The sequence below is a fragment of the Patulibacter medicamentivorans genome, from assembly GCF_000240225.1.
GTDB lineage: Bacteria > Actinomycetota > Thermoleophilia > Solirubrobacterales > Solirubrobacteraceae > Patulibacter > Patulibacter medicamentivorans.
This window is the reverse complement of the sequence record NZ_AGUD01000107.1, coordinates 1-14256: the sequence shown is the minus strand read 5'-3', so window position 1 is coordinate 14256 and position 14256 is coordinate 1. Positions and strand designations below refer to the sequence as shown.

General features: G+C 73.3%; 15 protein-coding genes. 2 read left to right on the top strand and 13 right to left on the bottom strand.

Features of this window, described 5'->3' with window-relative positions:
- Positions 1-1387 (bottom strand): acyltransferase family protein (locus PAI11_RS09060; protein ID WP_040599428.1); only part of this gene is annotated, 1387 nt, incomplete at its 3' end.
- A 174-nt stretch (positions 1388-1561) separates the two neighbouring features.
- On the opposite strand from PAI11_RS09060, the gene PAI11_RS09055 reads away from it, so the two are divergent.
- Entirely contained in the window at positions 1562-1924 is a 363-nt protein-coding gene (locus PAI11_RS09055) for a hypothetical protein (RefSeq protein ID WP_244406528.1), read from the top strand.
- A gap of 10 nt (positions 1925-1934) precedes the next feature.
- Here PAI11_RS09055 and nadA read toward each other — a convergent pair whose 3' ends face one another.
- The 7 genes from nadA to prfB all read right to left on the bottom strand — a co-directional run bounded on the left by nadA (position 1935) and on the right by prfB (position 8602).
- On the bottom strand, positions 1935-3032 hold the full coding sequence (gene nadA, locus PAI11_RS09050; RefSeq protein WP_007573371.1) for a quinolinate synthase NadA: 1098 nt from the start codon (positions 3030-3032) through the stop codon (positions 1935-1937).
- A gap of 14 nt (positions 3033-3046) precedes the next feature.
- Complete coding sequence (nadC, locus tag PAI11_RS09045; RefSeq protein ID WP_007573369.1) at positions 3047-3910, bottom strand: carboxylating nicotinate-nucleotide diphosphorylase; 864 nt, start codon at positions 3908-3910, stop codon at positions 3047-3049.
- A 63-nt stretch (positions 3911-3973) separates the two neighbouring features.
- Positions 3974-4681 carry an HAD family hydrolase gene (locus tag PAI11_RS09040; RefSeq protein WP_007573367.1) on the bottom strand — a complete coding sequence of 236 codons (708 nt, stop codon included), beginning with the start codon at positions 4679-4681 and terminating at the stop codon, positions 3974-3976.
- A 10-nt stretch (positions 4682-4691) separates the two neighbouring features.
- The gene (locus PAI11_RS09035) at positions 4692-5441 is read right to left on the bottom strand and encodes a hypothetical protein (protein WP_138974192.1); all 750 of its coding nucleotides are present in this window, start codon (positions 5439-5441) and stop codon (positions 4692-4694) included.
- 57 nt (positions 5442-5498) lie between these two features.
- Positions 5499-6662, bottom strand: coding sequence for an acyl-CoA dehydrogenase family protein (locus PAI11_RS09030; protein WP_007573363.1), 1164 nt, complete (start codon positions 6660-6662; stop codon positions 5499-5501).
- Positions 6663-6802: 140 nt separating this feature from the next.
- Positions 6803-7465, bottom strand: coding sequence for a hypothetical protein (locus PAI11_RS09025; RefSeq protein ID WP_007573360.1), 663 nt, complete (start codon positions 7463-7465; stop codon positions 6803-6805).
- A 9-nt stretch (positions 7466-7474) separates the two neighbouring features.
- Positions 7475-8602: a peptide chain release factor 2 gene (gene prfB / locus PAI11_RS09020; protein ID WP_007573357.1), complete on the bottom strand. Its 1128-nt coding sequence runs from the start codon at positions 8600-8602 to the stop codon at positions 7475-7477.
- 73 nt (positions 8603-8675) lie between these two features.
- Here prfB and PAI11_RS09015 point away from each other — a divergent pair, with 73 nt between their 5' ends.
- On the top strand, positions 8676-9272 hold the full coding sequence (locus tag PAI11_RS09015) for a hypothetical protein (RefSeq protein ID WP_007573355.1): 597 nt from the start codon (positions 8676-8678) through the stop codon (positions 9270-9272).
- Between the two features lie 12 nt (positions 9273-9284).
- Here PAI11_RS09015 and PAI11_RS09010 read toward each other — a convergent pair whose 3' ends face one another.
- The 5 genes from PAI11_RS09010 to PAI11_RS08990 all read right to left on the bottom strand — a co-directional run.
- Complete coding sequence (locus PAI11_RS09010) at positions 9285-9905, bottom strand: GNAT family N-acetyltransferase (protein ID WP_007573354.1); 621 nt, start codon at positions 9903-9905, stop codon at positions 9285-9287.
- A gap of 16 nt (positions 9906-9921) precedes the next feature.
- On the bottom strand, positions 9922-12777 hold the full coding sequence (secA, locus tag PAI11_RS09005; protein ID WP_007573352.1) for a preprotein translocase subunit SecA: 2856 nt from the start codon (positions 12775-12777) through the stop codon (positions 9922-9924).
- Positions 12778-12994: 217 nt separating this feature from the next.
- Entirely contained in the window at positions 12995-13360 is a 366-nt protein-coding gene (gene hpf / locus PAI11_RS09000) for a ribosome hibernation-promoting factor, HPF/YfiA family (RefSeq protein WP_007573350.1), read from the bottom strand.
- A gap of 145 nt (positions 13361-13505) precedes the next feature.
- Positions 13506-13829, bottom strand: coding sequence for a co-chaperone GroES (locus PAI11_RS08995; protein WP_138974191.1), 324 nt, complete (start codon positions 13827-13829; stop codon positions 13506-13508).
- Positions 13830-13907: 78 nt separating this feature from the next.
- On the bottom strand, positions 13908-14256 hold a 349-nt coding region (locus PAI11_RS08990), incomplete at its 5' end, for a phosphoribosyltransferase family protein (protein ID WP_040599426.1).

The window sequence follows — 14256 nt, the reverse complement described above, 5'->3', positions numbered from 1 at the left end:
GCTCGGCGGGCGCCACGGGCTCGGCGGGCGCCACGGGCTCGGCAGGCGCCGCGGCCGGCGGGCTCGGCGGGTCCTCGTGGACCGCGACCGGACCGAGTCCGCCGCCATGGCCCGCCGCCAGCGCGTCGCCGCTGCCCGGCATCGCGGTCTCCGGCGGCGTGGTCGGATGCGCCTGGTCCGCGAACCGGTCCTGGACCGAGCGCCGGGTGCTGCCCAGGCGGGCGCCGACCGCCATCGCCGGCAGCTCGACGAGCTTGTGCAGCAGGTACGAGATGACGAGCGTCGGGAGCGCCGCCAGCCCCCAGGTGACGACGCCCGTGAGGACCGCGTCGTCGGTGATGTGCTCGTGGACCTTCGGCACGATCCAGAACATGATCGGGACGTGCACCAGGTAGACCGGGTAGGTCATCGGGCCGAACCAGAGCACCGGCCGCCAGGCCGCGAACTTGGGCGGCTCGCGATCGGCGAGCTCGTGCAGCAGGATCCCGAGCATCAGGATCGCCATCGCCAGCACGGTGCCGTAGATCGCCACGCCGGCCCCGCCGCTGCCCGAGCCGACCGCGCGCCCCAGCGGCATGGCGGCAAGCGCCAGCACGGCCGCCACCAGCAGCAGCGCGCGCGGCACCCACTGGCTCATCCGCTGCGCGTAGCGGGGCAGCCAGCCCGCGACCTCGGCCGTCGCGATGATCACGCCGGGCATGAAGCAGGCGACGCCGTAGACGACGGTCGTCGGCAGGGTCGCGTTGCGGCCGGCGTAGACGCTGATCGCGGCGGCGATCAGCGACAGCGCGACGATCACGCCCGCGCGGGCGTTGACCGAGCCCATGCGCACGACCCGCATCGCCTGCAGCAGCAGGTAGAGCCCGACCGGGATCGCCAGGTAGACGATGAACTCGACGTGCAGCGACCAGGCGTGGCCGATGTGGTCCCAGCCGCCCCCGGCCCGTCCCTCGTCGGTCCGCAGCAGGCTCGCCACCGCGACGAAGTGGCCCGGGGTGACGCCGAACTTGCCCCAGCCGTCGATCAGGAGGACCGCGATCAGGACCGCGATGAAGAGCGGGTGGACGCGCAGGATCCGCCGCAGCACGTAGCGCACGGAGTTCGGCCACTTGCGCCCGTGCAGGACCGACGCCAGGAACGGCCGCGAGATCAGGTACGCCGAGAGGATGAAGAACAGCAGCAGGATGCCGCCGAACGCCCGCAGCAGCACGCCGAGGACGGTGCCCAGGTCGTCCGTCGTGTCGAGCAGGTTGTAGTTGCGCTGGCCGTCCGCGGAGACGAACGCCCCCTGCACCAGCAGCCCGATCACGAACGCGTGCCAGGTGTACACGGCGAGCGAGCCGTAGGCCCGCATCGAGTCGCCGCTCCAGAACTCCCGCAGGCGCATCGCCTGGCCCGGTGGCGCGCTCGCGACCGGCCCCGTTGTCTGTGTCCCCCGACCCGTGCCCATCGGGGCGCGAGTCTACAACGGTCGTCCAGGGTCCAACCACGGATCTGGCGCGGGTCGCTCTGTGACGTGGTCAGCTTGAGCCCGGAGCCGCGGAGCGCCACAATCGGCTCGGTGAGTGCGACCGACCCGGTCAACCAGGTGGAGCTGCGGCGCTACGTGCGACGGGTCGACGACCGCTGGCCGCTCGAGCGGGCGCTGCTCGGCGGCGCCCGGGTCGCCGACCAGCAGGGCGTCGGGGCGCAGCGCGAGCGCGGTCCCGAGTTCGTCGTGATCCTCGTGTCGGAGGCGTTCGACGGCGTGCCGTGGCTGGAGCGCGTCCACACGGCCGCCAGCCTCTGGGACCGCAGCGAGATGGGCGACGAGCCCGACGTCCACTGCTACACCGCGACCGAGTTCGAGCGCCGCTCCACGACCCTGCCGCGGCTGCGGCGGGCCCTGGAGCACACGCTCGACGTGCTGGCGCCGGTCGGCTGAGCGCGGCGGGCTACTCGCCGCCGAGCGGGGCGTTGGCGTCGCGCCCGATCGCGACCATCCGCTCGATCGGCAGCTTGGCGCGGCGGGCGATCTCGTCCGGCACCTTGACCAGGCCGGTGCCGTCGCGCAGCGTGTCGCGCAGCTTCGGCAGCGTGATCATCTTCATGTAGCGGCACGAGGCCTGCTCGTTGGCCGCGATGAAGTCGACGTCCGGCGCCGCCTTCCGCAGCGGGTAGAGCATCCCCGTCTCGGTCGCGACGATCGTCGTCCGCCGCGGCGCCCCGGGGCCCGCGGCCCGCGCCTGGCGCTCCTCGTCCTCGGCGAAGTCGAGCATCCCGCCGGTCGACAGCATGTGGACGCCCTCGCCCGCCACGTCGCCGGCGGCGACGTACTCCATCACCTGGGTCGAGCAGCCGCACTCGGGGTGGATCAGGAAGTCGGCGTCGGGGTGCTCGCCGCGGACGCGCGTGATGTCGTCGGGCCGGATCCCGGCGTGGACGTGGCACTCGCCGTCCCAGACGTGGAAGCCGGTCAGCGGCGGCTTGCCCTGGGCCTCGCGGTCGGCGGCGATCCGCTTGGCGACGAACGAGCCGAGGAACATGTCGGGCCCGAACAGGACCTCGGTGTCCTCGCCGTGCTCGCGGTAGAGGTGCTCGACGACCGGCACCGCGTTCGACGACGTCACGCAGTAGTCGGTCAGCGCCTTGACCTCGGCGGTGGTGTTGACGTACATCACCGTGATCGCGCCGGGGTGCTTGGCCTGCCAGGCGCGGAGCTGGTCCGGCGTGATCGAGTCCGCCAGCGAGCAGCCGGCGTCGACGTCGGGGATCAGGACCGTCTTCTCGGGGCTCAGGACCGAGGCCGACTCGGCCATGAAGTGCACGCCGCAGAAGACGATCGTCTGGGCGTCGGTCTTCGCCGCCTCGATCGAGAGGCCGAGCGAGTCGCCGACGACGTCGGCGACGTCCTGGATCTCCGGCAGCTGGTAGTTGTGCGCCAGGATCACCGCGTTCTTCTCGCGCGCGAGCTCGCGGATCTCCGCCTGCATCGCGCGCAGCTCGGCCTCGGCCAGCGCGGGAACGCCGGCGCGAACGGGGTCGGGGGCCATCGGCAGGGGGGTCGTCACGACAGCGGCTCCAGGATCAGGGACAGGTCGAGGACGGGGGCCGAATGCGTGAGGGCACCGGCCGAGATGAAGTCTACGCCGGTCGCCGCGATCGCCCCGATCGTCGCCAGGTCGACGTTGCCCGAGGCCTCCAGCGGCACCCGGCCGGCGACCAGCGCGACCGCCTCGCGCAGCTCGTCGTTCGTCATGTTGTCGAGCAGGATCCGGTAGCGGCCGGCCGGCACGCCGACCGCCTCGGCGGCCGCCAGCGCGGCCCGGACCTCGTCGAGGTCGCGGCACTCGGACTCGATCGGCAGGTCGGGCCGGTGGGCGTAGGCCGCGCGGACCGCTTCCCCCACGCCGCCGGCCATCGCGGCGTGGTTCTCCTTGATCAGGATCTGGTCGTAGAGCCCGACCCGGTGGTTGGCCCCGCCGCCGGTCACGACCGCCCGCTTCTCCAGCAGCCGCAGGCCCGGCGTGGTCTTGCGCGTGTCGAGCACGACCGCCCCGGTCCCGGCGACCGCGTCGACGTAGCGGCGGGTGGTGGTCGCCACGCCCGAGAGCCGGCCGAGGAAGTTCAGCGCCGTCCGCTCGCCGGCCAGCAGCGAGCGGGCGGAGCCGACCGCCCGCAGCACCGGCCCGCGCTCGCGCCACTCGCCCTCGGCGGTCAGCGGCGTCAGCTCGAGGTCGCCGTCGACCGCCAGGAAGACCGCCGTCGCGACGTCGAGGCCGGCGATCACGCCAGGCGCCTTCTGGGTGATCGTCGCGGTCGCGCGCAGCCCCTCGGGGACGGTCGCCAGGCTGGTCGCGTCGCCGTCGCCGAGGTCCTCGGACAGCGCGCGGGCGATCAGGTCGTCGAGCAGGTCGGGAGCGATCGGCATCGGACCCCGAGGATAGGCAACCGGCGCTGTCGGGCCCTGGCCGCCGGGGTCCCGGCTCGCGACTCAGCGGGCCAGCGCGACCGCGAGGGTCTCGGGCAGCGCCATCGGCGTCGCGACCACCGCCCGCGCGCCGGCGGCGGTCAGCTCGTGGTCGCTGCCACCGGCCCAGGTCACGCCGACGGCGGGGATCGCGCAGGCGCGGGCGGCATCGACGTCGTGGTGCCGGTCGCCGACCATCACGGCCGCCAGGGCCGCGTCGTCGCCGTGCTCCGCGAGCGCGGCCCGCAGCGACCGCGCCTTGGGCACGTGGCGCTCGTCGGGGGACGGCGCGTGGACCACGTCGATCCAGGCTCCGAGCCCGGTCGCCTCGAGCACCCCGACCGCGGCCGGCCGGATCTTCGAGGTCACGAGCGCGAACCGCCAGCCGGCGTCCCGCAGCCGGTCGAGGGCCGCCGGAACGCCGGGCACGGCGACGGTCGCCGGGATCCCCTCGGCGACGTAGCGGCGGCGATAGCCGCCCAGCAGCGCCTCGGCCGCCGCCGGCGCGTCGGCCGCGGGCACGAGGCCGGCGGCGACCGCGTCGGCGACGATCGCCGCCGCCGTCTCCTCCAGCGGTGGCCCGAGGAAGCGGTGGAGGGCGGCCGGCTCGCGATCCGGCAGCCCCTGCTCTCGCAGCGCACCGCGCATCGCGGCGGCGAACGGCCCGCGCGAGTCGACCAGCGTGCCGTCGAGGTCGAGGCACGCCAACGGTGCCGTCCGCACCCGGCTCACCACCGCCCGGTCACTTCCACTGCCACGACGAGCGCACCCCGTCGAGCGCGGCCCGCGGCCCGTCGAGGTCGTCGCCGGCGGGCGTGGTGACCTGCAGGTAGTAGGCCGTGTCGCCCTTGACGGTCACGACCTGGCGGTTCTCCAGGTAGGTCCGCGACTTCTGCTGGACGTCGACGACCAGCGCCCGGCGGCCGCCGACGTCGGTGTCGCGCCCGACCTCGACCTCGCTCAGCGAGCCGCGGTCGATCGCCGAGATCACGGTCCGCTTGAAGCTCGACCAGTCGGCGTCGGCCTGGCCGCCGGCCCCCGGCGCCTTGAGGGTCATGACGACGATCAGGCCCTTCGCCGGCGAGTCGCCGGAGCTCTTGGGCACCAGCATCGCGACCGGCCGCAGGCCACCCTCCGGAAAGCCCTTCGCGAGGCTGCGGCGGAGGCCCTCGGGCGAGCTCCTCCACCCGTCGGGGACGGCGAACGACGCGCTGCCGAGGTCGACGCGCGAGCCGTCGGCGGCGGTCGTCGACGTGGTCGGCGTGGTCGGCGTCGCCGCGCTCGTGCCGGTGGTCGTCGTCGCCGTCGAGGCGGCCGTCGTGACCGTCTTGGTCGTGGTCTTCTCGCCGTCGCCGCTGCCGCAGCCGGTCGCGGCCAGGGTCGAGGCGGTGGCAAGCGCCAGCGCTGCTGCACGCCATCGCATGTGGTGTCTCCAGTCGATCGGGGCGCGGGCGGGCGCCGCGCGCTCGTGCCGCAGGCTACTGCGGGGCATGCCCGCCGCTCGTCCCCCGCCGGAGGGGCACTCGCCCCTCCGGTCGCCGCGCCGCGCTCAGAGCCCGAGCGTCTTGGCGATGATGTTGCGCTGGATGTCGTTGGTGCCGCCGAAGGTCGTGGCGACCAGCGAGTACGGGACCTGGCGGGCGATGTCGTACTCGACCGCGTAGCCGTAGCCGCCGTGGATCTTGAAGGCGCGGTTGACGGTCCGCTCGGCCGCCTCGGTGGCGAAGACCTTGGCCATCGACGCCTCCTTCGGGAACAGCGCCGTCGGGTTGCGGGCGACGTCGCCCGCGACCTTGTAGACCAGCAGGCGGGCCAGCTCGACGTCGGTGGCCATGTCGGCCAGGCGGTGCTGCTGGACCTGGAAGCGGCCGATCGGCTTGCCGAACTGGACCCGCTCCTTGGAGTACCGGAGGGCGTCCTCGAACGCCTTCGTCGCCTGGCCGAGCGCCAGCGCGCCGATGATCAGGCGCTCGACATTGAGGCCCGAGGTCAGCTGCAGCCAGCCGTTGCCGACCTCGCCGAGGACCGCGTCGTCGCCGACGACGACGTCGTCGAGGTAGACGTAGTTGACCTCGTCGACCCCGCCCATCGTCTTGATCCGCTCGACCCGCACGCCGTCGGCGCCCGGCTCGACCCAGATCATCCCGAGGCCCTCGTGCTTGGGGTGGGTGGGGTCGGTCTTCGAGGCGTCGCGGCAGACGATCAGGATCCGATCGGCGATGTGGGCGTTGGAGATCCAGACCTTGACGCCGTTGAGCTTCCAGCCGCCGTCGACCCGCTCGGCGCGCGTCGTCAGCGAGGCGACGTCGGAGCCCGACTCCGGCTCGGACATCGCGATCGCCTCGACGCCGCCGGCGGCGACGTTGCCGAGCACCAGCTGCTTCTGTTCCTCGGTGGCGAACTTCATCACCGCGCCGGCGACGATCAGCGACACCGCGTAGGCGCCGATCGGCGCGCCGGCCCGCATCATCTCCTCCAGCAGGATCATCTCCTCGACGATCCCGCCGCCGGCCCCGCCGTACTGCTCGGGGATGCTCGGCCCCAGCAGTCCGGCCTCGCCGAGCTTGCGGCTCAGCTCGTCGCTGTGGTGGCTGGTGTGGCCGGCCGTCAGGCGCTCCAGCTGCTCGGGGCTGCCGACCTCGCGCTGGAAGAGGTCGCGCAGGGCGTCGCGATAGGCCTGCTGCTCGTCGCTGAAGGTGAAATCGATGGCCATGGGGCTGCTCCGGTCCGAGGGCGGCGGGCGTCCGTGCCCGCGGGTGGTCGGCCGGATGCTACTGGCTGGCTGGCCAACCGGGACCGCGGATGCGGACGCGAGCGGTCCCGGCGGGCGGTCCCGCCGTCCTCCGCGGTCCGTCAGCCGCGGCCGGTCCAGCGCCAGCTGCGGACGATCGTCCGCAGCAGCGCCTCGGCGGCCGCGCGCGAGCGGCTCGGCACCAGCCCGTCGATCGTCAGCAGCCGGTCCCCGCGGGCGACCAGGTAGCGGATCACCAGGACCTTCTGGCTCTCGAACCGCCCCAGCGACTCGGCGCGGTAGGCGCGCTGACCCCCGAGCCGCGCGTCCGGCAGCCCCCGCACGCTCTTGCCGCCCAGGCCGCGCAGGCCCTCGACCGCCTCGGTCCGCATCGACAGGCGATCGCCGACGTCGACGAGGTCGCCGAACGGCCTGATCGAGATCCCGATCAGGCCGACGTCGCCGGTCTGCTGGGCCAGGCCGACCAGCAGCTTCTGCGGCGGCGCGATCACCCGCCGGAAGCGCTTGGTGCTGTCGACGACGCCCGGGTCGACCCGGAACCGGAAGCCGCGACCGCGGACGACCTCGCCGCGCAGCCGCGCCGGGCCGGCCGGCGTCACGACCCGCGGCCGCCGCGGCCGCGGCGTCGTGGTGGTCGTGGCGGTGGTCCCGGTGGTCGTCAGCGGCGGCGGCCCCGTGACCGCGCCGTCGTCGCCGCAGCCGGCGAGCGCCGCGGCCGGGAGCGCCACCGCGAGGGCGGCGAGCGAGAGGCGCGGGTACGGCACGAGCCCGTCCTAGGCGCCGGCGGCCGGAGCGCTCTCGCCGTGGCCGGCCTGCTGCAGCAGCCAGGCCCGGACGAAGGCGTCGAGGTCGCCGTCGAGCACCTGCTGGACGTTGCCGGTCTCGACGCTCGTCCGCAGGTCCTTGACCATCGTGTACGGATTCAGGACGTAGGAGCGGATCTGCGACCCCCAGCCGACGTCCTGGGACTCGCCCTTCTCCTTGGCGATCTCCTCCGCCCGCTCGCGCTCCGCCCGCTCGATCAGCTTGGCGTAGAGCATCTTCATCGCCGTCATCTTGTTCGCCGACTGCGAGCGCTCCTGCTGGCAGGCGACGACGATCCCGGTCGGGATGTGGGTCAGGCGGACGGCGGAGTCGGTCTTGTTGACGTGCTGCCCGCCGGCACCGGAGGCGCGGTAGGTGTCGACCCGCAGGTCCTCGTCCTTGATCTCGATGTCGCCGACCTCTTCCACGACCGGCGCGACCTCGAGCCCGGCGAAGGCGGTCTGCCGGCGGCCCTGCGAGTCGTAGGGGCTGATCCGGACCAGCCGGTGGACGCCGCGCTCGGCCCCGTAGAGCCCGTAGGCGTGGTCGCCCTCGACCCGGAAGGTCGCCGACTTGATCCCGGCCTGCTCGCCGGCGGACGCCTCGAGCAGGTCGACCTTGAACCCGCGCCGCTCGGCCCAGCGCATCTCCATCCGCAGGACCATCTCGGCCCAGTCCTGGGCGTCGGTGCCGCCCGCCCCCGCGTTGACGGTGATCAGCGCGTCGCCGCTGTCGTAGGGACCGGTGAAGAGCCGCTCCTCCTCGAGGTCGGCGAGTCGCCGCTCGACCGAGTCGAGCTGCTCGACCAGCTCGACGCCCAGCTCGTCGTCGTCCTCGGCCAGCTCCAGCAGCCCGTCGAGGTCGTCGAGGTCGGACGCCAGCCCGTCGTGGACCTGGAGCTTGCGGGTCGCGCGGGCGTGCTCGCCGCTGACCTTGGCCGCCTGCTCCTGGTCGTCCCAGAAGTCGCCCGCCCCCATCGCCTGCTCGAGCTCGGCGACGCGCGCGCGCAGCTCGTCGGGGCGCAGGTGCGGCTCGAGGTCGACGAACCGCTCGCGTGCGTCGGCGATGCGCTGGGGTGCGGACTCGGGGACGGCCATCGAACCAGCGACGCTAGCAGCCGATCGGCGTCTCCGACCCGCCGGCCGCCCCGACGGCGGGTAGTGTCGCGCCGTGAGCCCGCGCGTTCCCGACCCGAGCCGGATCGCCGCCGACGCCGGCCGCCTGGCGGCCGACACCACGCGGCTGGCGGCCGAGACCACCGGCAGGCTCGTCGGCGACACCGGCCGCCTGGCCGGCGACGCCGCCGAGGACATCCGGCGGCTCGCGGAGGCCGCCGCCGGCGCCCCCGACGCGGCGGCCCGGCTCGGCGAGCGACTCGACCGGCTGGACCAGCACCTCGAGGCGGCGCTCGAGCTGGGCAACCGGATCGCGGCGATCGGCGAGGGTCTCGTCGGCTTCGCCGAGCAGGTCGCCGCGACCGGCGAGCAGCTGGCGATCCTCGGCCAGCGGATCGACGAGCGCAGCTCGCAGATCATCGACGTCGGCGAGAAGCTCAGCTCGCAGGCCGTCCAGATGGCCGACCGCGCCGGCGAGGCGACGGCCCAGGCGGCCGAGATCGCCGGCGTCCGGCAGGCCGTCGAGCAGCTGATCGCGATGATGGGCCCGCTGGCGGGCACCGTCGAGCAGCTGGGGCGCGTCGCCGACCGGATCCCGGGCGCCCGGGCGGTCCGCCGCGGCGCCGCCGGCTCCTCCGACGGCTCGTCCTGAGCGACGCCGCCGTCAGGCCGTCGGCACGCGGCCGCCGCCGAGCTCGGCCCGCCGCTCCGGCGCCCGCTCCGCCGCGACGTCGGATCGCAGCAGCCCGTAGATCGCCACGTCGCGGCGCGCCCCCTGGGCCAGGCGATCGATCACCGAGCCGCGGAGGGTCCCCTCGTCGTGGAAGCCGGCGTGCTCGGCCACCCGCCGCGAGCCGAGGTTCCCGTCCCAGATCCGCAGCTCGACCCGCTCCAGCCCGAGCGGTCCCAGCGCCCAGCGCGACAGCAGCCGCAGCGCGGTCGTCGCGACGCCGCGGCCGCGCGCGTCCGGCGCCACCCAGTAGCCGATCTCGCCGACCCGGTGGCGCCAGTTCAGGTCGACCACGCCGATCGCCCCGATCAGCAGCCCGGAGCGGGAGTCCGCGATCGCGAGCTCGAGCGCCTCGCCGCCCTTCTCGCGGGCCCGCATCGCCGCGATCCAGCCGCGGGCGTCGCCCTCGCGATAGGGCACCGGCACCCGGGTCCAGCGCTGGATGCCCGGGTCCTGGCAGGCCGCGGTGATCGCCGGGATGTCCTGCCCGCGCAGCGCCCGCAGCATCACGCCGTCGTGGCTCAGCGGCGGGCTCGGCGTGCGCAGCGACGGCACGAGCGTCAGTCGCCGGTCACGACGCGCCGTGGCAGCGCTTGTACTTGCGGCCGGACCCGCACCAGCAGAGGTCGTTGCGACCGAGCTGCTCGTTGGACGCGAGCACCCGCTGCTGGACCGGCGGCGGGGCGTCGGGATCCTCGTCCGGGCTGCCGTAGGCGGCGAGCGCGGCGCCCTCGACGTCGTCCGAGGCGACGGCCAGCGCCGACGGTGCCGCATCGGCGCCGCTCGTGTACTGGTAGGCCGACGGCGCGCTGGGGGCGGACGCCGGCGGCTGGAGCCCGGCGTCGGCGTCCTCGACCTCGACCTCGACGTGGAAGACGAGCTTGGCGAAGTCGCTCCAGATCGTCGCCATCAGGTCCTGGAAGAGGTCGTAGGCCTCGTTCTTGTACGCGACGATCGGCTCGATCTGGGCGTACCCGCGCAGGTGGATGCCCTCGCGCAGGTAGTCCATGTCGTAGAGGTGCTCGCGCCAGCGCTGATCGATGATGTTCAGCAGCAGGTAGCGCTCGACCTGGCGCATCAGGTCCGGGCCGAGCTGCTTCTCGCGCAGCTCGTAGGCCGCGATCGCGTCGTCGTGCAGGCGCCGCTGGAGATCCTCGCGATCGACGGTGTCGGGGTCCAGCTCCTCGCGATCGATCGTCACCGACCAGATCTCCTCGAGGGCGGTGAACAGCCCGTCCATGTCCCACGCCTCGAAGTCCTCCGAGGGCAGGTACTCGTCGAGGGCGCGCGTGATGACGTTGCCGACCTCGTCCTGCGCGTCGTCGGACATGTCGCGACCCTCGAGGATCTGGTCGCGGTAGGCGTAGACGACGCGGCGCTGCTCGTTCTGGACGTCGTCGTACTCGAGGACGCGCTTGCGGATCAGGAAGTTGCGCTCCTCGACGGTGCGCTGGGCCTTCTCGATCTGCTTGGTCAGCATCCCGGCCGAGATCGGCAGCTCGTTGCCGTCGTCGTCGGTCGACGGGAAGCGGTCGAGGATCTTGTAGATCCGGTCGCCGGCGAAGATCCGGACCAGGTCGTCCTGGGCCGAGAGGAAGAACCGCGACTCGCCGGGATCGCCCTGGCGACCGGCGCGACCGCGCAGCTGGTTGTCGATCCGTCGCGACTCGTGACGCTCGGTGCCGCAGATGAAGAGGCCGCCGGCGGCGACGACGATCTCGCGGTCGGCGGCGCAGCGCTCGCGCGCCGCGTCGATCCGCGAGGCGAACGCCTCGTCGTAGCCCTCGTCGCCCGGGCTCAGGCCCTCCTTGCGCAGCTCCTTGCGCAGCAGGTGCTCTGGATCGCCGCCGAGCTTGATGTCGACGCCGCGGCCGGCCATGTTGGTGGCGATCGTGACCGCGCCGGGGCGACCGGCCTCGGCGACCGTCTCGCCCTCGATCGCGGCGTGCTCCGGCTTGGCGTTGAGGACCGTGTGCGGGATCCCGGCCTTCCGGAACATGCCGCCGAGCAGCTCGGAGACCTCGACCGACACGGTGCCGACCAGCACCGGCTGCTGACGCGCGTGGCGCTCGACGACCTCGCGGGTGACGGCGGCCCACTTGCCGTCCTTGGTCTTGAAGACGTCGTCGTTGTTGTCGACGCGCGCGACCGGCTGGTTGGTCGGAACGGGGACCACGCCGAGCTTGTAGATCTTCATGAACTCGGTGGCCTCGGTGAGGGCCGTGCCGGTCATCCCCGCGAGCTTCTTGTACATGCGGAAGAAGTTCTGCAGCGTGACCGTCGCGAGGGTCTGGTTCTCCTCCTGGATCGCCACGCCCTCCTTCGCCTCGACGGCCTGGTGCAGGCCCTCCGACCACCGGCGTCCCTCGAGGATCCGGCCGGTGTGCTCGTCGATGATCGCGACCTCGCCGTTGACGACCGCGTAGTCGACGTCGCGCTTGTAGAGCGACTCGGCCTTCAGCGCCTGGTGCAGGTGGTTGACGAGGTGCCCGTTCTCGGCCCGGTAGAGGTGGTCGATGCCGAGGAACCGCTCGGCCTTCTCGACCCCGCGCTCGGTGACCGCGACCGTCTTGTGCTTCTCGTCGAACTCGAAGTCGAAGTCGGCGACGAACTCCTTCTTGGTCCGCGGATCCATGCCCTCGGGCTTCTTGCCCGGGACCATCGTCTTCGCCATCTTCGCGAAGGTGACGTACAGGTCGGCCGCCTGCTCGGGCGCGCCCGAGATGATCAGCGGGGTCCGCGCCTCGTCGATCAGGATGTTGTCGACCTCGTCGACGATCGCGAAGTTGTGCATCGCCACCGGCCGGCCGTCCTCGCCGATCCGGCCGCCGTGCTGGACCTTCTCCTCGAGCGTCTGCGCCATGTTGTCGCGCAGGTAGTCGAAGCCGAACTCGGAGTTGGTGCCGTAGGTGATGTCCGCCGCGTAGGCCGCCCGCTTGACCTCGTGCGGCTGCATGTTCTGCAGGATCCCGACCGACAGCCCGAGCGCGGTGTACAGCCGGCCCATCCACTCGGCGTCGCGCTCGGCCAGGTAGTCGTTGACCGTGACGACGTGGACGCCGTGGCCCGGCAGCGCGTTGAGGACCACCGCCAGCGTGGCGGTCAGGGTCTTGCCCTCGCCGGTCTTCATCTCGGCGATGTCGCCGCCGTGGAGGACCTGGGCGCCGACCAGCTGGACGTCGAAGTGGCGCATCCCGAGCACGCGCTTGGACATCTCGCGCGTGATCGCGAACGACTCGGGCAGCAGGTCGTCGAGGCTGGTGCCGGACTTGGCCTCCTCGCGCAGCTCGGCGAACCGCTCGCGCAGCTCGTCGTCGGTGGCGAGCTCGAGCTCGGGCTCGAAGGCATTGATCTGCGCGACCCGCTTCTCGTAGTCGCGGAGCTGCTTGCCCTCGCCGATGCTCAGCGCGCGCGAAAGGAGGCCCATGACCCGAGGGTACCAGCGGGATCCCGTCCTCCCGCGGCCCCTCTGTGACCGGCGTCCGGCCCGTCGCCCCCGCGCGGCCGCCGACGGGTCGTCGGACCGGTGGTCCCCGGCCCGGAACGCCCGAGGGCCGCGACATCGTCGCGGCCCTCGGGATCCCTCCGTCCCGGCCGGTCGTGCGACCAGCCGGAACGGACACGATTTCGAGTCTCGAGTGCGACTACGCGGCCGGAGCCGCCCCGTCGGTCCTGGCCTTCTGGGCCTGCGAGAACCGGCGTGCGTCGCGACGGTGACGCCGCTGCACGCGGTTGCGCTTGACCTGACGGGTGAGTTCCTCCTCGACGAGATGGATGGCGTGCTTGAGGTCACGGCTCACGTCGTGGGCGCGGAGGGTGACCCCCTTGAGGCGGAGCGTCGCCTCGGCCCGGAACGGTTCGGCGACGGCGGGATTCGTGGCCTCGATGAGCTCGATCTCGAGCTCCGCGAGTTCGGACACCTGCGCGTCGACCTTTCGGAAGCGACGCTCAACGCACTCGCGCACCTCCGTCGTGATCGGGACGTTGCGGCCCTTCACCTCGATCCGCATGGATCTCCTTTCGTCCGGTGGACTCCAGCGGTAACGCGACCGTAACAGCGAGCCGGGGTCCGTGGCAAGGGCCGGGGGACATCTTCGCGGGCGACCTGCTATGGACGAACGGTAGTTCCCCGCAGCGACCGTTCGTGGTATGTCCTCAGACGGGGTCCGGCCCGTCGTCCACGGGCTCCAGCGCGCCCAGCAGCTCGCCGACGCGGCAGACCAGCAGCCGCTCCTCCTCGACATCGACCCAGGCGCCGGCGGACGCGGGGAAGACGACGTGGTCGCCGGGACGGACCGGCATCTGGACCCCCGCCTGCTGCCACCAGTCGAGGCCGGGACCGACCTGCAGGACGATCCCGTGCTGGGGCGGCGGCTCGTGCGATCCGGGCGGCACGACCAGCCCGGAGCGACGGACGCGGTCGGGCTCGAGCTCCTTGATCACGACGCGATCGAACAGGGGTCGCAGCATCTGCCTCATCGGTCCGAGAACGGTACTGCGCCGCGGCGCGGGGCCGGGTCGCCCGCGCCCGGTGCGGCCGATCCGCCACCCGGACCGTCATCGCAACGTCCGCAGCGCCGTCACGGCGACGACCCGCTCGGCACCGGCCGCCCGCAGCGCCGTGGCGGCCGCCCGCAGGGTCGCGCCGGTCGTATGGACGTCGTCGACCAGCAGCACCAGCGACGGCACCCTGCCGCTGACCCGGGGCAACGCCAGCGCGGCCCGCTGCGCGCGGTCGCGCTGGTGCTGGGCGAGCGGGTCGCGGTCGCGCTCCAGCAGCGCCCGCTCGGGCAGGCCCAGGCCGGACGCGACCGCCTGGGCGATCAGCCGCGCGTGGTCGACCCCTCGGCGGCGACGGCGGGCCGGGTCGGCCGGGACCGGCACCACCAGCGGCCCGTCGGCGGCC

What these genes read in the sequence shown, in the direction of transcription:
- nadC (WP_007573369.1), bottom strand. Translation starts at nt 3,910, where the DNA reads ATGCCGATCGCTCCCGACCTGCTCGACGACCTGATCGCCCGCGCGCTG.
- secA (WP_007573352.1), bottom strand. Translation starts at nt 12,777, where the DNA reads ATGGGCCTCCTTTCGCGCGCGCTGAGCATCGGCGAGGGCAAGCAGCTC.
- PAI11_RS09035 (WP_138974192.1), bottom strand. Translation starts at nt 5,441, where the DNA reads ATGCCCCGCAGTAGCCTGCGGCACGAGCGCGCGGCGCCCGCCCGCGCC.
- prfB (WP_007573357.1), bottom strand. Translation starts at nt 8,602, where the DNA reads ATGGCCGTCCCCGAGTCCGCACCCCAGCGCATCGCCGACGCACGCGAG.
- PAI11_RS08995 (WP_138974191.1), bottom strand. Translation starts at nt 13,829, where the DNA reads ATGAGGCAGATGCTGCGACCCCTGTTCGATCGCGTCGTGATCAAGGAG.
- hpf (WP_007573350.1), bottom strand. Translation starts at nt 13,360, where the DNA reads ATGCGGATCGAGGTGAAGGGCCGCAACGTCCCGATCACGACGGAGGTG.
- nadA (WP_007573371.1), bottom strand. Translation starts at nt 3,032, where the DNA reads ATGGCCCCCGACCCCGTTCGCGCCGGCGTTCCCGCGCTGGCCGAGGCC.
- PAI11_RS09030 (WP_007573363.1), bottom strand. Translation starts at nt 6,662, where the DNA reads ATGGCCATCGATTTCACCTTCAGCGACGAGCAGCAGGCCTATCGCGAC.